The following is a 19,449-nucleotide window of genomic DNA, read 5'->3' on the forward strand; positions in this document are numbered from 1 at the left end:
CCCGCGCCCCAGATATAGGCAGGGTGGATATTGCCGCGGTTCCGCCAGTCGAAGATCATCCCGATCGCGATGAAGGCCAGCAGGAACAGGGTCCGGTTGAGCGTGCTGGGAATGTCCAGCATGATCAGGATGCGCCCGAGGCTCGGCAGCGAGAGCACGATCATCGCGCTCAGCATCAGCCGTTTGTGCCAGTCGCTCTGGCGCCGTTTGCTGATCGCGGCCGCAAACAGCAGGGCGAAAGTGGAAAGGTTGGTCAAATTGAGTGCGGCCAGGTAGGCTGGCGGGATCAGCCCGTCATTGCGGCCGGTCGCAAGCGACAGGTAGGCGATGTTGAACCCGGCCACCAGCAGCCACACCGCGAAGACAATTCCGAACACGCCCAGCCTGCGGTGCAGCGCGAGATTGCCTTGCATCACCAGCCAGTTCTGCAAGGCATAGAAGCCGAGCCAGCCCATCTGGCTCACCGCGTGGACATGCACCCACCACGGCGCGCCCCAGCTCGAAATCCCGGCATATTGGAACCAGCCGAAGCCGAGCAATGCCGCTGCAATCAGCAGCAGCGACATGCCGAAGAAGAACCGCCGTTCGCGGGTGGCGTGGTCGGTTGCAGGCGATGCGATACTGGCCATGCTCCTTACCCCACGATGCTCGCTACAAGGGCGTTCCATGGACCGATCATCGGGAAGACCACCGGGATGGCATGCTGCACCAGCACGACGATGGCGACCGCGATCGTGGCCCCGTGCACCTTGCCCAGAACCTTGCGGTCATGCAGCGTGATCGCGGCGAGGAAGGCGAACTGGGTGCCAATCCCCAGGAACGGCGCGATCGCCGGGGGCATGTCCGCCAGCAGGCGGTTGAACCCTGCGACCGCCACCATCAGCGTCGCGCCGAACAGCAGCCGGCGATGCCATTGCGTGTCGCGCCGCTTCGCAATCGCCCAGGCGACCAGCCCGGCGAAGGTCAGCGTGTCGGCGGTGCCCAGCGCGAGGAAGCTGGATGGAGTAGCTCCGGCAATGCCCATGCGGCCTTCGATAATGGCCCGGATGGTCACATGGTAATTGGCAGCCATGATAGCCAGAACGAGCAGCAGCGCCGCCCAGCCGAGCTTGCGGTGCAGCTTGATATTCCCCCAGTACGCCAGCAGGTTCTGCGTGCAGAACAGGATCAGCCAGCCGCCCAGCAGCAATGCATGGACGTGGACGCGAAACGGTGCGCCGATCGGATCGGTAATGCCGCGCAGGGCGAGTTGTGCAAAGCCGGTGGCGGTCAGCAGCGACAGCAGCAGCGCCATGCCGAGGAAGAAGCCCTGGTCGGCGCGGTAATTCCTTGGATTTACCTGCGCCGCAGCGCCCCCTTCCGCGAGACTCGCCATGGCCCGATTCCCCCCAAGACCATTGAACCGGACAGGAAATTGTCAGCTTCGTCGGGAGAGTCAATCGGGTTTCGCCAGCGCCCAGATCTGTCCGTCAAACTTCACCCGGCCCTGCCGCTCAAGCTCGATCAGGTGCGCCTTCACCGATTGCGCCGCGGCGGGCCACAGGCGTGTGTCGATGGCGGCGTACATCTTCGGGACGAGGTCCATTACGTTGAGTCCCTGCGGAGGCAGGGACCTCGAGCCTTCAGTCAATCCTTGTCCGCCTGAGGCCCCGGCCTGCGCCGGGGCCCGTTCTGCTTCGCCCAGCAGCCTGACGATCTGGCGCTCGCGCTGCTTGCGGTGACCGATCATCCCGCGCACCAGTTGGCGCGGCTTGGTCACAGCCGGGCCGTGCGCCGGGTAGTAGATCCGGTCGTCGCGGGCATAGAGCTTGTCGAGGCTCGCCATGTAATCGGCCATGTCGCCATCGGGGGGCACCACCACGCTGGTCGACCAGCCCATCACATGATCGCCGGTAAACAGCGCGCCGGATTCCTCGAGCGCGTAGCACAGATGGTTGGACGTGTGGCCGGGCGTGGCCACGGCGGTGAGCGTCCAGCCGGTGCCGGAGATGCCTACGCCGTCGGCCAGCACACGATCGGGGGCATAGGCCTTGTCGAACGGCGCATCGACGCGCGGCTCGCCGCTTTCGATCGCCAGCGGCGCGCAGCCGACGATCGGTGCGCCGGTTTCCCGCGCTAGCGGAGCGGCGGCGGGCGAATGGTCGCGATGGGTGTGGGTGCACAGGATCGCGGTGACTTGCGCATCGCCGATTGCCGCCAGCAGCGCCTCGAGGTGCTCGGCCTCGTCAGGGCCGGGGTCGATCACCGCCAAATCGTTCCCGGTGCCGACCAGGTAGGTCTGCGTGCCGGTGTAGGTGAAGGGCGAAGGGTTGGGCGCGAGCACGCGCCGCACCAGTGGTTCGAGCTGTTCGGTGACACCGGTCGGCCAGGGTTGCGGAGGCAGCGCCATGCGCCGCATATGGGCCAGCAGCGAGAGGAATGCCATGGCCGACCGATTCATCCTGGTGCTCGACGAAGGAACGACCTCCACCCGTGCGATGCTGTTCGCGCTCGACGGCAAGCTGCATGGCGTTGCGCAACGCGAACTGACCCAGCATTATCCGCGCCCCGGTTGGGTCGAGCACGATCCCGCGGAGATCTGGGACAAGACCCTCCAATGCGGGCGCGACATGGTCGGCAAGGCCGGAGGAGCGGACCGGATCGCCTGCATCGGTATCACCAACCAGCGCGAAACGGTGGTCGCGTGGGACAGGAACAGCGGCGAGCCGCTGGCGCGGGCCATCGTCTGGCAGGACCGGCGAACGGCCGATTTCTGCGCCGGGTTGAAGGAGCAGGGGCACGAGCCCGGGGTGCAGGAGACAACCGGCCTGCTGCTCGATCCCTATTTCTCGGCGACCAAGATGCGCTGGCTGATCGAAAACGTGCCCGAGGTCGCTGCAGCATCGACGAATGGCACACTGGCGCTGGGCACCATCGACAGCTGGCTGGTCTGCAAACTGACCGGCGGACTGCACATAACCGATGCCAGCAATGCCAGCCGGACGCTGCTGCTGCCGCTGGCCGGTGCCGGTTGGGACGAGGACCTGTGCGAATTGTTCGGAGTGCCCCGCACCGCGCTCGCGCAAGTTGGCGACAATGCCGGGGAATTCGGCAAGACCCTGCCGGAACTGTTCGGCGCGGCGATTGCGATCACCGGTATTGCCGGGGACCAGCAGGCGGCCACGATCGGCCAGGCTTGTCTCGCGCCGGGCGAGACCAAGATCACTTACGGCACCGGGGCCTTCGTCCTGACCTGCACCGGGCAGCAGCTCCCCCGGTCCGACAATCGCCTGCTCGGCACGGTGCTGTACCAGCTGGGCGGCGCGCGGCATTATGCCATCGAAGGGTCGGTGTTCGTCGCCGGAAGCCTGATCAAATGGCTCAGGGACTCGCTCGGGATCATCGACACCGCCGCGGAGACCGAGGACCTCGCCCGTTCGATCGATGGCAGCCACGGTGTCGTGATCGTGCCCGCGCATACGGGCCTGGGTGCGCCGCACTGGAACCCGGAGGCGCGCGGATCGGTGACCGGCCTCTCCTTCGCAACCGGCAAGGCGGAGATTGCCCGCGCCGCGCTCGAGGCGATGGCGCACCAGACCCACGATCTCGCCCAAGCCTATGCCGCCGACGGAGTGGCGTGGACGGCGCTCAGGATCGATGGCGGAATGAGCGTCAACAACTGGATGGTGCAGGATATCGCGGACATCCTTGGCCTTCCGGTCGAGCGGCCCGATTTCGTCGAAACCACCGCGCTGGGCGCTGCGATGCTCGCAGCAGTCGGTGCAGGCATCCAGCCGGCGCTTGAGGACGCCGCCAGGGCGATGCGCGGCGGCACGGCGCGCTTCGAACCATCGATGGGCGCGGAGGAAAGAGCGGCCCGCCTGGCCCGCTGGCGGCGCGCGATCGGAAAGATTTAGAAGCGGCTCACCTGCTCGCTGATGCGCTTGTGCATCCGGTGGATTTCCGCCTGCCCGAGCTCGAAGCTCTCCTGCCAGGCCTGGTCGAGCCGTTCGACGCGGGCATAGAGGCGTTCGGATTCCAGCACCAGTTCGCGGATCTCGGGTTCGATCCGCGCGAGATGTTCGGGATCGGACCTGGCGGTCTTTTTCGGCAGGCGTCCATGGCGGCGCAAGGCGAGTTCGCTGATCTCGCCGTTGAAGAAGGCCCGCTGGTTCAAGAGCCAGGCGATGATATGCATCATCCGCGTGGTGGTGCGCAGCGCTTCGCACGACATCGCAATCCGGGTCAGGTCTTCGTGCTCTCCCGTCCCGGTGCTCCTGGCGGACAGGTCGAACGCGGCGCGAACGTCGTCGGCCAGGATCAGGGCCTCGCGATAGAGGGCTTCGACGATCGGCTGGTTGAGGTTCGCTTCGCCACTCATGACAGAAATGTGGCTAGACCTTCGAACGGGCCAAGACCAGCCCGGCGGGGGCCGATTCTGCCGCCAATTTCGGACTGTCCCTGAGCGGAACGAAAATGCCCCTGGATTAACCCTCAGGCGATGATGTCGGGGGTGAGGTTGTCCTCGATGATCGAGATCTGGTCCCGTAACCTCAGCTTGCGCTTCTTGAGCCTGGCTATCTGCAGCTGGTCCTGTGAACCGGCCAGGGTGAGCGCGTCGATCGCCGCGTCGAGATCGCGATGTTCAACGCGCAGGCCGGCCAGCTTCTTGCGCATTTCCTCTTCGCTCACCGGCGAGCCTCCCGCACTCGTCCCGCCGCAACCGGGAAATATCCGGTCGCATTCGACAATGGTAATTGTCGATTTAGGACTATTATGATTTGATGACAATTGCGCGGCTCCGCCGCTTGGCGAGTCGCCAGGACGCAGGTCCTCAGAGGCGATCTGCAGCATAAGGAGCAAGCCCATGAACTCATCTCACGCCGCCGCCTTGCAGTCCAAGCATGAAGGACTGGAGAAGCTGATCCGCGAAGAGATGAACCGGCCCTACCCCAACGAAGCGACGCTTCAGCAGCTCAAGAAGCAGAAGCTCAAGATCAAGGAAGAAATCGCCGAAATCTAGCCGTTCAGGCGTACGCAACTTGCGGTAGGTCCTACGGCCTATCTTTCATTGTCGCAATTATGCGATAGGCGTTGCCCATGACCGCCGCCGCCGCCGCCCGATCGATCCTGACCCAGCTGCACGAGGTGATGGCTTCGCGCCTTCACGCGCAGGGCAAGCTCAACCAGGTCGTCGACATTATCGGCGAGGCGCTCGATAGCGAAGTCTGCTCGATCTACCTCCTGCGGGAGGGAATGCTCGAACTGTTCGCCACCCGCGGCCTCAACCAGGCCGCGGTCCATGTCACGCGGATGGGCGTCGGCGAAGGCCTGACCGGCACGATCGCGGCCAATGTCGAGACCATGAACCTGGCCGAGGCGACCGCCCATCCGGACTTCTCCTATCGCCCTGAAACGGGCGAGGAAAAATTCCATTCCTTTGCCGGCGTGCCGATCGTCCGGCGCGAACGCGCGATCGGCGTGCTGACCGTCCAGCATGTCGATCCAAGGCGCTACGAAGAGGTCGAGATCGAAGCGCTGCAGACGGTCGCGATGGTGCTGGCCGAACTGATCGACAATGCCGGGCTGGTCGATTCCGAAGATGCCGCATCGTCAAATCCCGCCCTGTCCGAACCCGATACGCTCACCGGGCTGACGCTGGTCAAGGGCCTGGGCTGCGGGGTGGCGGTGTTCCACCAGCCGCGGATCGAGATCGAGCATACCGTGGCCGAAGATATCGAGGCCGAGCGCCAGCGGGTCTATCTCGCCTTCGACAAGATGCGCGAACAGATCGACACCATGGCCAACCAGGCCGAATTCGGGGTCGGCGGCGAGCACGAGGCGGTGCTCGAGACCTACAAGATGTTCGCCTATGACGAGGGCTGGAGCCGCCGGATCAACGAAGCGATCGATTCCGGCCTGACCGCCGAGGCGGCGATCGAGCGCGTCCAGCAACGCACGAGGATGCGCATGCGCCAGATCGACGATCCGCTGCTGGCGGACCGGATGCACGATCTTGAGGACCTCGCGAACCGCCTGTTGCGGATCGTTTCGGGGCAGATGGGAACCGCCGCCAAGATGGGCCTGCGCGAGGATGCGGTGCTGATCGCGCGCAATCTCGGACCGGCGGAGCTGCTCGAATACGACAAGCGCCGCCTCAAGGGCGTGATCATGGAAGAAGGCTCGCTGACCGCCCATGTCGTGATCGTGGCCCGGGCGATGGGGGTGCCGGTGATCGGGCGGGTCCGCAATGCCCGCTCGCTTATTCGCCAGGGCGATTTGCTGCTGGTCGACGCCGATCAGGGGATCGTGACCGCGCGCCCTTCCCAATCGGTCGCCGATGCGTTCGAGGCACGGTTCGCCAGGAGCAAGGAGCGCCAGGCGGCCTATGCCAAGCTGCGGGATGTCGAGCCGTTCAGCAAGGATGGCACCCGGATCACGGTGATGATGAATGCCGGGCTGCGCGACGACATCGCCATGCTCAGCCTGACCGGGGCGGACGGCATCGGGCTGTTCCGGACCGAATTCCAGTTTCTCGTCTCGGCCACGATGCCCCAGCGCGAGCGCCAGACGCGGCTATACCGGGATGTGCTCGAAGGCGCGGGCGAAAAACCGGTTGTCTTCAGGACGGTCGATATCGGCGGCGACAAGTCGCTGCCCTATTTGCGCAGCGAACATTCGGGCAATGACGAGAACCCTGCGATGGGCTGGCGTGCCTTGCGCCTCGCGCTGGAGCGCGAAGGCTTGCTCAAGGCGCAGGCAAGGTCGCTGATCGAGGCGGCGGGGGGGAGGACGCTCAACGTCATGTTCCCGATGGTTTCCGAACCGTGGGAATTCGATGCGGCGCGGGTTGTGTTCGAAGAGCAGCTGGCGTTCCTGAAAAAGCAGAAGAAGCAGCTGCCGGTGGAAATCCGCTATGGCGTGATGATGGAAGTCCCGGCGCTGGCCGAAGTTCTCGACTTGCTATTGCCCAAGATATCGTTCCTGTCGATCGGCACGAACGACCTCACCCAGTTCCTGTTCGCGGCAGACCGGGCCAATCCCAAGCTGGCGGAACGCTATGACTGGGTCAGCCCTTCGATCCTGCGCTTCATCAAGCGGATCGTGACCGCCACGGCCGGCCACGATGTCGATGTGACGGTGTGCGGCGAGATGGGCGGCAGGCGGCTCGAGGCCCTGGCGCTGCTTGGCCTCGGGATCGAACGGCTTTCGATCACCCCGGCCTCGGTCGGGCCGATCAAGTCGCTGGTGCGAAAGGTCGATCTCGGACAGATCCGCCAGGCCATGAACGGCTGGCTGGGCGCTCCCCCTCCCGACATGCGCCGGGCGATCGAGCACTGGGCCGCGGCGCGCGATATCGACGTCGATTGAATTCGCCGCTGGAAGAATTCGGCTCGGCCCATTCTTCTTCAATGTGCTATGTAAGCGCTTGACTTGTAACAATCCGGTTATTTCTGTGGCACATTCCGATCCGCAGGGGGCCGATAGGGGCTCAGACGGGGGCAAGGGTGGTCGACGAAGAAAGCGAAGACGAGTTCGAGGTAGCGCCGCCCGGCGTGGGCGAGAGCTTGCGCACGGCTCGTGAGGCAAAGGGCCTTTCGCTGGCCGAAATTGCCGCCCGGACACGCATTACCGAGCGCCATCTCGCGCTGATCGAGGCGGGACAATTCGACAAGCTGCCCGGGCGGACCTACGCGGTCGGCTTCTCGCGGAGCTATGCCAAGCTCGTCGACCTCGACCAGGGCGAAATTGCACGACGGGTTCGCGAAGAACTGGCGATCCTCGATCCGCAAGGCAGTGGATTTGCCAATCGGGCATTCGAGCCTGGCGATCCCGCGCGCATCCCGTCTTCGGGCCTGGCCTGGTTTTCCGCCTTTGCGGCCCTGGTCCTGTTGGTCGGCGGTTCGCTGTTCGTGTGGAGTACGTATGTCTCGCCGGGCGCTTCGCTTCCCTGGCTTACCGCGGATGAGGCTCCGCGAGAGCCTGGGCAACGAGCGGAGTCGACGCTCCCCGCCATGCCGCAAGTCGCTGAAATCGATCCTTCGGGCGAAGTCGTTTTTACGGCGTCTGCGCGAACCTGGGTCAGGTTTTATGAAGACGGCGGGCAAATCCTGCTGGAGCGCGAACTTGCCGCGGGCGAGAGCTTTGCGATCCCGCCCGGGGCAATCGCTCCCAAGCTCGTCACAGCCCAGCCCGACATGCTCGACATCACGATCGGCGGCGTGGCCGTGCCAAGGCTCGCGGAATCCGGGGAGCTTGTCGATCTGCCCGTTTCGGCAGCGGCCCTGCTGGCGCGCGGCGCACCGGCGGATGAAGCCCCGCCGGCAGGCACTGCGCCGGCCCCGGCTGCGGTTCGGCGGGCTCCGTCCACGCCGGTCGGGTCGGACCAGGCACAACCCGCGGCAAATGACCCCGTGCAGGCGGCGCCCGCTGCTCCGCCGACAGCCGCGGATGCGGACGGCGAACTGTCGCCCACAGCTTAGCGAGGCGGCCAACTCGACAAGTGAATCGGCGATTGGCACAATTCGCCATCCCGTCGTTCAGGCGGCGTTTGGCATGGTGGAGCCATTCGGTTTCGAGCAGAATTGAAGACAGGAGAACAGGATGTTTGCCCGACCGCCGCGAATGAGGGGGAAGCTCCGCCGGACGCTCGTGCTGGCGTCGGTCCTCGCCGGTGTTGGTCTATCGAGCGTGCCGGCCCTTGCCCAGTCGGGCGACGAGGAGGCGCGGCTACGCAAGATCGAATCCGAAGTGCGCGCGCTCCAGCGCCGGGTGTTTCCGGGGGGCGATGGACGATTTTTCGAGCCCGAGGTCGAGACCGGCACTCCGGGCACCGAGATCGTGCCGATCGGGCCGTCGACCAGCGCCGTGACCGACATCCTCGGCCGGCTGGATTCGATCGAGGCCCAGCTGGCCCGCCTGACCTCGCAGGTCGAGGTCAACGCTTACGACATCGGTCTGCTGACTTCCCGGCTCGAAGTGATCGAGGCCGAGCGCGAACAGCGGCTGGCGGCGGAGCGTGCCGTCGAAGAGGCTGCGCAACGCGAAGCGGCGGAGCGCCAGGCCGCGCTCGAAGCCGAGCCCGAACCGCCCAGCCCGGAAAGGGTCGCGGCGGTCCAGGCGATCGCCAAGCCCGATTCCGGCGATCCCGGGGATGACGAATATGTCTATGGCTTCCGCCTGTGGCAGGAGGGACTTTTTCCGGAGGCGCAGCAGCAACTGCGCCTGTTCCTAGACAATCATCCCGATCACTGGCGGGTCAGCTATGGCCGCAACCTGCTCGGCCGGGCCTATCTCGACGACGGCAAGCCGCGCGAAGCCGCACCCTGGTTCCTGCAGAATTACCAGAGCGATCCGGATGGCATCAGGGCGCCGGACAGCCTGCTGTTCCTCGCCGAGGCGATGGTCGCGATCGATGACACGAACCGCGCCTGCATCGCGCTGGCCGAATTCGGAGAGAAGTTCCCGGCGCTGGCAACCGGCCGCCTGCAGGAACAATATGAGAGCGACCGGGCCAAGGTGACCTGCGATTGAAGCCCTGCCTCACAAGCTGATCGCGCGCTTTGCCGGCGACCTGGCGCGGATCTGGCCCGAAGGGGAAAGGCTCGGGCTGGCGGTTTCGGGAGGGCCCGACAGCCTCGCGCTGCTGCTGCTCGCCCGGGCCGCGATCCCCGAGCGGATCGAGGCAGCCACGGTCGATCACGGATTGCGGCCAGAAAGCGCGCATGAGGCGGCGATGGTCGCCGAATTATGCGCGGCCTACGGCATTCCCCACAAGATCCTCACTGTGAAGGTCGCGCAGGGCAATCTCCATGATCGCGCGCGCGCGGCGCGCTATGCGGCATTGGCCAAATGGAGCGAGGCAAGGGGAATTGCCGCGATTGCGACCGCGCACCATGCCGACGACCAGGCCGAGACCCTGATCATGCGGCTCAACCGGGCCAGCGGAGTGCCGGGGCTGGCGGGGGTACGGGCGCGCGGCGCGATCCCCAGGACGGACATTCCGCTGCTGCGGCCATTGCTCGGCTGGCGGCGCAGCGAACTCGCCGAGATCGTCGAGCGGTCGGGGCTCGAACCGGCGCAGGATCCGAGCAACGACGATCCCAAATACGATCGCGCGCGGATCCGCGCGGCGCTGGCCGAGGCGGACTGGCTCGATGTCCCCTCGATCGCGCAGGCCGCGGCGCATCTCGCCGAGGCGGAAATTGTCCTGCAATGGGCGGCCCAGCGCGAATGGGAAGATGCCGTCGAAGTGGGCGAAGGCGAGGTGCGCTACCGGCCCCGGGCGCCGCAGGCGATCAGGGTGCGGACCATCGCCCGGGCGATCGGCATGCTCGGCGTGGAGCCGCGGATCAGTGCGGTGGTGAAGCTGATGCAGCGGCTGCAGAACGGCAAGGATGCGACCCTGGGCGGGGTCGTCGCGCGGGTCCATCACGGGGTCTGGACCTTTCGCAAGGAGCCTCCGCGCAAGGTCCGTGGGCCGGACTGAGAGTTCAGTCCTGGCGCTCGGCCAGCATGTCGTAATGCCGGCGGATGCCGTATTTGGTGAAGCGGGTGAAACCGGCTTCCCGGAGCATGTCCGCAATCCTCCCCGCATCGGCCCAGCGCTCGTCCATCTCGTAGAAAATCCCCGAAATCCGGGCGAGATGGCGCGATTTGAGCAGCTCCGCGATCACCACCGGTTCATGCCCCTCGACATCCACCTTGACCACGATTTCCCGGTCGTCCGGGAGATGTTGGTCGAGCTCGGCAATCGACATCAGCGCGATGGTCTCGGTCGGCCAGTCGTCCAGGCTTCGACCACCCGCGATCGACGCAACGCCGCTGTGATTGGGCTTGATCGCGATCTCGGCCGTGCCTGAAGCGTCGGACAGGGCGGCATTGAGCAATTTCGCCCGGTCGCCGAGCCGGTTGAGCGCGACATTGGCTTCAAGATAACCGAATGTCCGCTTCACCGGCTCCATCGCAACGAGCCTGCAACACTGGCGGTTGCGCCCGGCAATGAGGGTGAACAGGCCCTGGTTCGCGCCGATATCGACGAAGGCGAACGGCCGGTCGATCGCATCGAGATAGTTCGAGAGATGCTTTCCGTACGTGCCGTAGAAGCAATAGCGGAAGGTCTTGTCGCCGAAATTGGAGACCATCGGCACGCCATAGACCGAGACATGGCTTTCCCGGATTGCCCGCCCGCCGAATAGCCGCGCGATCCTGTCGAGCGCGACCATCGACTTGGCGCGGAGGCGCGCCATCACCACCCGCAGGTTCCGCTTGACGGCAAATTCGAACAGGTCGGCCATGAAATGCCGCTAGAACGGGCAGGCGATAACGCCAAGCCGGAACTTAGCCATGCGCTCCGAAATGGTTGGCGATGGCGGTCGCGATCCTCAGCGACAGAAGGTGGGCGCGCTCGATCGGGTCGACATAGTTCCGCTGGATCGCTTCATAGCTGTCGCCCGCGCCCGCGGGATAATCGGTCGGTTCGTCCATCGCGAAATCGCTCAGCTTGGGGAAGCTGGTCGGGAAGGCGCGCCGCAATTGCGCCAGCGCTTCCTCGATCCGCAGGGTGAAGACCATTTCGAGCACGTCCTCGCGGGCAATGTCGTTCGCCCGGCTGAACACCGGAATCGAGACTGCACAGATGAACATGTGCTGGAACAGCGCCAGCCGCAGCGCCTGCAGCACCCCGATCGCGCGCCGGACCTGTTCGCGGTCGGCGCGCGGGTTCTCGTCGGGGATGAGCGCGAGCAGCCGGTGGAACTTCATCGCATCGATCCTCAGCCGCGAGGCGAGCCGCCGGAACACGCCGACCCGGTCGTCCTTGACGAGATATTCGGCCAGCGCCTCGCAGGCATCCTGCAGCTGCAGCTCGGTCCCGCGATAGGGGCGGCTCGCCCAATAGGCGGAGTTGAACAGCTCGCCAAAGGCGGCGACGGTCTTGACGCTGGCGAGCGCGTTGGCCGCGCGGGCATAGCGGATCAGCTGGCGTCCGCGCTCGCTCTCGCGCAGCAGTCCGGCGATGTCTTCGTAATTGCCTTCGGCGGCGGTGCCGATGCCGCTGATCACGTTTACCGGATAGCCGAGCTGCTGGAGAATCGCGTTATGCGGGATGGCGCGGATTTGCCGCAGGCTCATCTCGCGGTCTGCGGCAATGTCGGACTGGCGGCGCGAGACCCGGCTGCCGGTCGAATTGAGCATGCCGAGGCCGAACGCCGTGATCGCGCGCGAATAGGTCCGGCTTTCGAGATGCTCGCGCTGGTGCTCCTTGATCGCGCGATAGAAATCGAGGCTGAGATCGGTCCGGCGATAAAAGGGATCGGCCGGAGCGTCGGGATCGGTTTCGGCGGGGTGGATCTCGGCGATCCTTGTCAGCGTCGCCAGCGCCAGCTCGGGCGTGGCGAAAAACAGGTAGCCGTCGCCGCCCTGGAAGCTGACCTCGGGTTCGAGCGCGATCCCGGCGCGGACGAAGCGGCGCTTGGCCCAGGGCGACAGCGGCCAGGTCAAGCGATCCTCGAGCGAACCGGGATGCGCGCCGCGGCCCATGCTCTCGCCGTGCGTGTTGAAGACCAGCGCCGCGACGGCGTCGAGCTTGTTGGCGGCCATCGCCTGCGCCAGCCGCCCCTGGAGCCGCTCGATCGCGAGGCTCGCGGGAACCTGCCCGACGAAGCGCCCGGCGTCGGAAAACCCGGTCTGGATCGCCAGCCGGCCGCGCTGGCGGACATAGGCCTGGTAGGCGGGCTCGGCGCAAACCGCGTCGAGGAAGCGCCCACCATGTTCGAGTGCGCTCTCGGTCTCGAACAACGGCGAAACGTCGACCTTGTCCTCGATCCCGAACAGCCGCGCGAAATAGAGCGCCGCCAGGATCGTCGCAGGCTGCTCGCATTCGGCAACCAGCATGCGGATCGGCGCATCGGCATCGATGTGGTGGATCACTTGCGCCATCGAGAGGAATTGGCGGATTGCGGTGCTGCTCTCGATCGCCAGCGCGGCGAAATTGGAGCGATGCGGCTTCACCCTGGCGAGTTCCTCGCGCAGCCGCACCAGCGCGCCCTGGCTGGCGAGATCGAGCCCGCCTTCGGGATCGATCACCCGGCGGATCGCATTGTGGAGCTGGCTCGCATTGATCCGGTAGTGGATCCAGCCGACGCCGAGCCCGTCGGCGCGCATCGCCGCGGCGAGCGTCTTGAGCTTGATCGCGTGCCCGGTTGCGGCGCCCTTGGCCTCTTTTTCGAGCGCTTCGATCACCGGCCTCAGCGACAGCAGCTTGGCCGGATCGTCGGCGGTCAGGCGGTTGGCGGCGGCCGACAGGTCGGCGGGATCGCTCAGGTCGGCGCCGAAGTCGGCGGCGCGCGCTTCGGCATAGGCGGTCGCCTTGCGCAGCGTATCGAGCAGCCGGTGCGCCGGATCGATCGCTTCGAGCTCGCTCGCATAGCGCGCCAGCCGGACGGCTTTCTCGCCGAGCCTGAAACCGATCGAATCGTACCATTTGATGTCGGTCCGGCCGTCCATGTCGTAGCCGACCCAAGTCGCGAAGCGGAACGGCAGCGGGGCGAAGGCGTGCCAGTCCCTTGGCCAGCGTTCGCTCGCTTCCTCGAGCAGCGCTGCGACCAGCCGGTCGCGCGCGTGTGCGCCGTTGGCAATCGCCTCCATCGCTTGTTCGTGCTCGAAGGCGAGGGTGATCCCGGGCCGTTCGGCGGAAGCCGCGCAGGCGTCGGCGTCGATCGCGCCGTCCTGCGACGCGGCGGCGGCGACCGCTTCGGCCTGGCCCGGGGAAAGCAGGAAGGTCGGATGGGCGGTGAACACGCAATGGAGTTGCGGCTGCTCCCAGCGCCTGCGGAAGGAAGCGAAATCGCCGTTCTCGCCCGACAGGCCGGCGCGGAAGCCGGCCAGGTTCGCCTCGATTCCGACCGGCGCGACGAGCCCGCGCAGCCGTTCGGCACGGCCACCCAAGGCTTCGCATTCGAGTTCGGCGACCAGCGCCTCGATCGTGTCGAGGTCGATCCTGCCCGCTTCGAGGTCGCGCGAGAGGTCGAGCGAGAGCTGGAAAACCGGGTTGAACAGCGGAGTTTCCCTGGTGCGCGCGTGGTGCGTTTCAAGCCGTTCGACGAGCTCGGCAACGCTGCGCATGGTCAAAGCGCCCTTGCTGTTCGGGCAGCCGCTTCGACCGCCCGATAGTCGATCTCTCCCCTTGGTACGATCCAGCTTCCCCCGACGCACAGCACGGGATCGAGTGCCAGCCAGCCGGGTGCGGTTTCAATGGTAATTCCCCCGGTCGGACAGAAGCGGCACTGGCCGAACGGCGCGGCCAGCGCCTTGAGCGCGGGGATGCCGCCCGACGTGCTCGCCGGGAAGAACTTGAAATGGGTCAGCCCGAGGTCGAGCCCGCGCATGATGTCGCCCGCAGTGGCGATGCCGGGAAGGAAGGGCGCGCCCGAAGCAATGGCGGCCCTGCCGAGCGTATCGGTCAGGCCGGGCGAGACGATGAACTCGCTCCCCGCTTCCAGCGCGGCATCGAGCTCGGCCGGATTGGTGACCGTCCCGGCGCCGACAATCGCGCCGGGAACCTGCTTCATTTCCCTGATCGCATCGAGCGCGGCCTCTGTGCGCAAGGTCACTTCGAGGACCGCTAGCCCGCCCGCAACCAGCGCCTCGGCCAGCGGGGCCGCTGTGGCAACATCGTCGACCACCAGCACCGGGATCACCGGCGCGGTGCGCATCACCTGTCCGATCGATCCGCTCAAGAGAGGTGCTCCAGTGCAAAGGCGGCGGCAGCCCCGAACAGGCCGGGCTGTGGATGGGTAATCAGCTTGACCGGGATCGCGGCCATCATCTCTTCGTAACGCGGCTTGGCGCGGAACCTCTCCGCAAATTGCGAACGCGGCAATATTTCGCGCAGCCGCAGGCCCAGGCCGCCCGCCAGCACCACTGCGCTGGCGCCGTGGGCGAGGGCATAGTCGCCGACCGCGCTGCCGAGCGAGGCGCAGAATCGCTCGACCGCTTGCGCCGCCAGGTCGTCTTCGCCGGTCAGGCCGCGTTCCCATATCGCCCGGTCGTGGCTCAGGGCGCGACCGCCCAGCGCGGCATAGATGGCCTCGATTCCGGGGCCGGCATTGACCCTCTCGGTGGCCACGCGGCCATACATCCCGCGCAGGTTCGCCAGCAGGCGATCGTCGAATTCGTCCTGCGGCGCAAATCCGATATGCCCGCCCTCGGTTGCCTGGACGTGATAGCCGCCCCCAAGCTTATCGGCGTAGCGATGGAAATGAGCCACGCCCAGGCCGGTGCCGGGCCCGATCACGCTGACGGTGCCGCGCGCGGGCAGCGGGATGTCGGGCCCCGCAATATGGGCGAACTGGTCGGCCGGCGCGCGGGCCACGGCATGGGCCACCGCCCCGAAATCGTTGAGCACGGTGATTGCCTCAAGCCCCAATGCCTGCTTGAATCCGCCGATCCGCAGGACCCAGGCGCTGTTGGTCATCGGCACGACATCGCCGGTAACCGGGCCAGCGATGGCAATTGCCGCGTTGCGGGGCTCCGGACCGGGCGACCGGCGCGCGAACTCCCGCCAGGCATCTTCCGGGGTGGCGAAATCCTCGGTGTGGAGCGTGACCGGCTCGTCGAGTTCGATCGATCCATTGGCAAGCACGCTGCCGAGCGCGAAGCGGGCGTGGGTGCCGCCGACGTCGAGCGCTACGAGATCCGTCATAGTTCCGCCCCCGCCAGCATCGCACTCGCGCCCTGTTCGGCGCCATCGGCGAATTTGCGGAACATGGCAAACAGCTCGCGCCCGACGCCGGTTTCGTCTTCCTGGAACGCGAACGGCTTGCGCGCCGAAAGATCGGCGGAGGTGGAAAGTTCGCCCTTTTCCGCACAGAGCCTGACCGGGTCGCCATCCTCGAGCAGCGCGAGCGCACCGCCATCATGCGCCTCCGGAGTGACATGGATCGCCGCCGGGACCTTGCCCGACGCCCCCGACATTCGCCCGTCGGTAACCAGCGCGACACGGTAGCCGCGATCCTGCAGCACGCCCAAGGGCGGGGTCAGCTTGTGCAGTTCGGGCATGCCGTTGGCGCGCGGCCCCTGGAAGCGGACCACCACCACCACATCCCGGTCGAGTTCGCCCCGCTTGAACGCTTCGGCCACGTCCTCCTGGCGATTGAACACCCGGCAGGGGGCTTCGATCGTCCAGCGCGAATGATCGACCGCCGAAGCCTTGAAACAGGCCCGGCCGAGATTGCCCTGGACCAGCTTCATCCCGCCATCGGGCTGGAACGGCTGGCTCACGGGCCGCAGCATCGCATCGTCGCGCGGGGTTTCGGGTCCCTTGCGCCACGAGACCATGTCGCCGTCGAGGTCGGGTTCGAGCGCATAGTCTTCGAGACCGTCGCCGGCGACCGTCAGGATATCGCGGTGGGCGAGGCCGGCCGCGAGCAATTCGCCGATGACATAGGCCATGCCGCCCGCCTGGTGGAACTGGTTCACGTCGCCCGAACCGTTGGGATAGACGCTGGCGATGAGCGGCACGGCGGTCGACAATTCGGAGATATCGTCCCAGTCGATCAGGATGCCCGCGGCGCGGGCCATGGCCGGGATATGGATCGCGTGGTTGGTCGATCCGCCGGTCGCCAAGAGGCCGACAGCCGCGTTGACGATCGCCTTCTCGTCGACGCATTGGCTCAAGGGGCGATAATCCTCGCCATCGGCGGCCATCGCCGCCAGCCGGTGGGTCGCGGCGCGGGTCAGCGCCTGCCGCAGCGGCGTTCCCGGCGTGACAAAGGCCGCGCCGGGCATGTGCAGCCCCATCAGTTCCAGCATCATCTGGTTGGAATTGGCCGTCCCGTAGAAGGTGCAGGTGCCCGGCGAATGGTAGCTCTTGCTCTCGCTTTCGAGCAGCTCGGCGCGGCTCGCCTTGCCTTCGGCATAGAGCTGGCGGACCTTCTGCTTTTCCTTGTTGGCGATCCCCGAGGGCATCGGCCCCGAAGGAACGAAGATCGCCGGCAAATGCCCGAAGCGCAGCGCGCCGATCATCAGGCCGGGAACGATCTTGTCGCAAATCCCAAGCAACGCGACGCCGTCATACATCTGGTGCGAGAGCGCGACCGCGGTTGACAGCGCGATCACGTCGCGGCTGAACAGCGACAATTCCATCCCGTCCTGCCCCTGGGTCACGCCGTCGCACATCGCCGGCGTGCCGCCCGCAACCTGCGCGGTGGCGCCGACTTCGCGGGCATAGATTTTCATCTGCGCGGGATAGGCGCCATAGGGCTGGTGGGCCGAAAGCATGTCGTTATAGGCGCTGACGATCGCCAGGTTCGGCCCGCGCTGCGCGCGCATCGCGGCCTGGTCCTCGAGCGCCCCGGCATAGGCATGGGCAAGGTTCGAGCAGGACACGGCGTTGCGGTCGGGCCGGCGCTCCGCCTCGCGCTCCATCAGCGCGAGATAGCGCCGACGCGAGGGCCGCGACTTCTCGACGATCCGCTGGGTGACGCGGGCGACGATGGGGTTAAGCGCCATCAGGTCCTCCCCTGCGAGGGGAGGTGGCAGTCGCGCAGCGACTGACGGTGGGGTGTTACCCTGGCGAGGAGGCGATACCCCTCCACCATGTTTCGCATGGTCCCCCTCCCCCGGATGGGGAGAATCGTGTGGGCCCTATTCATGCCACGTCACCCCGTCGCGCTCGGCCAGCGCGATCGCCGCGCTCGGGCCCCAGCCGCCGGCGTTGTAGGGTTTTGGCTTGAGCCCTTCTGCGGCCCAGGTCGCGCGGATCATGTCGATCCAGGTCCATTGCGCCTCGACCTCGTCGCGCCGTACGAACAGCGTCTGGTCGCCCTCGATCAGGTCCAAGAGCAGCCGCTCATAGGCGATCCGCTTCTGGGCCCCGGTGAAGGCGTCGGCCAGCGCGATATCGAGCGGGACCTGGCGCAGCCGGATCCCGTCGCGGTCGAGCCCCGGGACCTTGGCCATCAGCGACAGGGTGATGTTTTCCTGCGGCTGGATCGAAATGTGCAGCCGGTTGGGCCGGGTCTTCGCCCCGCGGCTGGCGAAGATCGAATGCGGGATGTCGCGGAACTGGACGAGGATCTCGGTCGAGCGCTCGTGCATCCGCTTGCCGGTGCGCAGGTAGAACGGCACGCCGGTCCAGCGCCAATTGTCGACATGCGCCTTGATCGCGACGAAAGTCTCGGTGTCGCTGTCGCGGCCGAGCTCTTCGTCGTAACCGGGCACGGCCGTCCCGGCGATCGCCCCGGCGCGATATTGCCCGGTGACAGATTCTCCCGGCGAAATCTCGCGCAGGGCGCGCAAGACCTTGACCTTCTCGTCGCGCACCGAGCCGGGATCGTAATCGTTGGGCGGTTCCATCGCGACCAGCGCGAGCAGCTGCAGCATGTGGTTCTGGACCATGTCGCGCAGCGCGCCTGCGTCGTCGTAGAAATCGACCCGGCTCTCGAGCCCGACCGTCTCCGACACGGTGATCTGGACATGGTCGATATAGGACGCGTTCCACAGCGGCTCGAACAGCAAATTGGCGAAGCGCAGCGCGAGCAGGTTCTGGACCGTCTCCTTCCCCAGGTAATGATCGATCCGGTAGATCCGGTCCTCGCTGAAGGCCCGGGCGACCGCATCGTTGATCTCGCAGCTCGAGGCGAGATCGCTGCCCAGGGGCTTCTCCAGCCCGATCCGGACATTGCCGCCGGCCAGCCCGCCATGCCGCAGCCCCTCGATGGTCGGCTCGAACAGGCTGGGCGCGGTCGAGAGGAAGATCGCGAGGCCATGGTCCGGCTGGCCGACCGCCCTGGCCAGCCGGTCGAAACCGTCCAGCGTGGTGGCGTCGACCGGCTCGTAGGAGATCCGGTTGAGGAAGGTCGCGACGCTCCCGCGGCGTTCGGCCGGGAGGAACTTCTCCAGCGCCGCGCGGGCGAGGTTGCGATAGGCATGCGTATCGAGCGCGGAGCGGCCCGTGCAGACGATCTGCAATTTCGGATCGACCAGCTCGTCGGCGTCGAGCGCGCACAGCGAGGGGAGCAGCATGCGCTGGGCAAGGTCGCCCGTCGCGCCGAACAGGAGCAGCCGGTCAGCGGTGAAGGTCATTTGCCTCTAGTCCTCAACATGCCGGCCCGGCCCGTCGGCCTGTTGCATTGCAACAAAGCTATCAGGTTCGACGGGGCTTGGCCAGTTTCCACTCCAGATCCGCATCGGCGCCCTTGCCGCGCCGCCCGCATCGCCGTGGTAGCGCTACCATGCACCGGCGCGCAAGCGAAAATGGCGATCCCGCTTGCTATTCCCCGAGCAGGTGCACGGCGACCGAGCGCCGCTGCGGCCCGGCGCGGTGTTCGGCGAGGAAGATGCCCTGCCAGGTGCCCAGCATCATCCGCCCGTCGGCGACGGGGAGCGAGAGATTGACGCCGGTCAGCGCCGCCTTGAGATGCGCGGGCATGTCGTCCGGCCCCTCGCTGTCATGGCTATAGGAACCGC

The 19,449-nt window shown here is 66.4% G+C and carries 18 protein-coding genes; 6 read left to right on the forward strand and 12 right to left on the reverse strand.

The window, feature by feature from the left end:
* The 3 genes from AC16XC_RS12155 to AC16XC_RS12165 all read right to left on the reverse strand — a co-directional run.
* The coding region (locus AC16XC_RS12155) for a hypothetical protein (protein WP_484034923.1) at nucleotides 1–629 on the reverse strand (629 nt) is incomplete at its 3' end.
* Between the two features lie 5 nt (nucleotides 630–634).
* Nucleotides 635–1,375, reverse strand: coding sequence for an adenylate cyclase (locus tag AC16XC_RS12160; RefSeq protein WP_484034924.1), 741 nt, complete (start codon nucleotides 1,373–1,375; stop codon nucleotides 635–637).
* Between the two features lie 60 nt (nucleotides 1,376–1,435).
* Nucleotides 1,436–2,389, reverse strand: coding sequence for an MBL fold metallo-hydrolase (locus AC16XC_RS12165; RefSeq protein ID WP_484034938.1), 954 nt, complete (start codon nucleotides 2,387–2,389; stop codon nucleotides 1,436–1,438).
* 34 nt (nucleotides 2,390–2,423) lie between these two features.
* On the opposite strand from AC16XC_RS12165, the gene glpK reads away from it, so the two are divergent.
* On the forward strand, nucleotides 2,424–3,896 hold the full coding sequence (gene glpK, locus AC16XC_RS12170; RefSeq protein ID WP_484034925.1) for a glycerol kinase GlpK: 1,473 nt from the start codon (nucleotides 2,424–2,426) through the stop codon (nucleotides 3,894–3,896).
* Here the strand turns inward: glpK and AC16XC_RS12175 are convergent.
* Both AC16XC_RS12175 and AC16XC_RS12180 read right to left on the reverse strand, forming a co-directional pair.
* Nucleotides 3,893–4,360: a DUF1465 family protein gene (locus AC16XC_RS12175; RefSeq protein ID WP_484034926.1), complete on the reverse strand. Its 468-nt coding sequence runs from the start codon at nucleotides 4,358–4,360 to the stop codon at nucleotides 3,893–3,895. The two genes, glpK and AC16XC_RS12175, sit on opposite strands and share 4 nt — an antisense overlap.
* 113 nt (nucleotides 4,361–4,473) lie before the next feature.
* On the reverse strand, nucleotides 4,474–4,671 hold the full coding sequence (locus tag AC16XC_RS12180; protein WP_484034927.1) for a YdcH family protein: 198 nt from the start codon (nucleotides 4,669–4,671) through the stop codon (nucleotides 4,474–4,476).
* 175 nt (nucleotides 4,672–4,846) lie between these two features.
* Here AC16XC_RS12180 and AC16XC_RS12185 point away from each other — a divergent pair, with 175 nt between their 5' ends.
* The 5 genes from AC16XC_RS12185 (at nucleotide 4,847) to tilS (ending at nucleotide 10,468) form a co-directional block, all read left to right on the forward strand.
* The gene (locus AC16XC_RS12185) at nucleotides 4,847–5,002 is read left to right on the forward strand and encodes a DUF465 domain-containing protein (protein ID WP_484034928.1); all 156 of its coding nucleotides are present in this window, start codon (nucleotides 4,847–4,849) and stop codon (nucleotides 5,000–5,002) included.
* A gap of 77 nt (nucleotides 5,003–5,079) precedes the next feature.
* Nucleotides 5,080–7,350 (forward strand): phosphoenolpyruvate--protein phosphotransferase, encoded by a 2,271-nt coding sequence (gene ptsP, locus AC16XC_RS12190; protein ID WP_484034929.1) that lies wholly within the window; start codon nucleotides 5,080–5,082, stop codon nucleotides 7,348–7,350.
* A 137-nt stretch (nucleotides 7,351–7,487) separates the two neighbouring features.
* A complete protein-coding gene (locus AC16XC_RS12195) occupies nucleotides 7,488–8,462 on the forward strand; it encodes a helix-turn-helix domain-containing protein (RefSeq protein ID WP_484034930.1) in 975 nt (324 codons plus the stop codon).
* 142 nt (nucleotides 8,463–8,604) lie between these two features.
* Nucleotides 8,605–9,513, forward strand: a complete 909-nt coding sequence (locus AC16XC_RS12200) for a tetratricopeptide repeat protein (protein ID WP_484034931.1) — start codon at nucleotides 8,605–8,607, stop codon at nucleotides 9,511–9,513.
* A gap of 76 nt (nucleotides 9,514–9,589) precedes the next feature.
* The gene (tilS, locus tag AC16XC_RS12205; RefSeq protein ID WP_484034939.1) at nucleotides 9,590–10,468 is read left to right on the forward strand and encodes a tRNA lysidine(34) synthetase TilS; all 879 of its coding nucleotides are present in this window, start codon (nucleotides 9,590–9,592) and stop codon (nucleotides 10,466–10,468) included.
* Between the two features lie 4 nt (nucleotides 10,469–10,472).
* On the opposite strand, the gene AC16XC_RS12210 is transcribed toward tilS, so the two are convergent.
* The 7 genes from AC16XC_RS12210 to AC16XC_RS12240 all read right to left on the reverse strand — a co-directional run.
* Nucleotides 10,473–11,276, reverse strand: a complete 804-nt coding sequence (locus AC16XC_RS12210; RefSeq protein ID WP_484034932.1) for an FkbM family methyltransferase — start codon at nucleotides 11,274–11,276, stop codon at nucleotides 10,473–10,475.
* Between the two features lie 43 nt (nucleotides 11,277–11,319).
* Nucleotides 11,320–14,103, reverse strand: coding sequence for a phosphoenolpyruvate carboxylase (locus AC16XC_RS12215; RefSeq protein WP_484034933.1), 2,784 nt, complete (start codon nucleotides 14,101–14,103; stop codon nucleotides 11,320–11,322).
* Nucleotides 14,104–14,105: 2 nt separating this feature from the next.
* Nucleotides 14,106–14,693: a bifunctional 4-hydroxy-2-oxoglutarate aldolase/2-dehydro-3-deoxy-phosphogluconate aldolase gene (gene eda, locus AC16XC_RS12220; RefSeq protein ID WP_484034940.1), complete on the reverse strand. Its 588-nt coding sequence runs from the start codon at nucleotides 14,691–14,693 to the stop codon at nucleotides 14,106–14,108.
* A 20-nt stretch (nucleotides 14,694–14,713) separates the two neighbouring features.
* On the reverse strand, nucleotides 14,714–15,682 hold the full coding sequence (locus AC16XC_RS12225; protein WP_484034934.1) for a glucokinase: 969 nt from the start codon (nucleotides 15,680–15,682) through the stop codon (nucleotides 14,714–14,716).
* Nucleotides 15,679–17,490, reverse strand: coding sequence for a phosphogluconate dehydratase (gene edd, locus AC16XC_RS12230; protein WP_484034935.1), 1,812 nt, complete (start codon nucleotides 17,488–17,490; stop codon nucleotides 15,679–15,681). Before edd ends, AC16XC_RS12225 begins: the two co-directional genes overlap by 4 nt.
* Before the next feature lie 135 nt (nucleotides 17,491–17,625).
* Entirely contained in the window at nucleotides 17,626–19,065 is a 1,440-nt protein-coding gene (gene zwf, locus AC16XC_RS12235; RefSeq protein WP_484034936.1) for a glucose-6-phosphate dehydrogenase, read from the reverse strand.
* Nucleotides 19,066–19,252: 187 nt separating this feature from the next.
* Nucleotides 19,253–19,449, reverse strand: a 197-nt coding sequence (locus AC16XC_RS12240; RefSeq protein ID WP_484034937.1) for a secondary thiamine-phosphate synthase enzyme YjbQ, incomplete at its 5' end; no start/stop codon positions are given.

Source organism: Candidatus Andeanibacterium sp. (assembly GCF_057143545.1).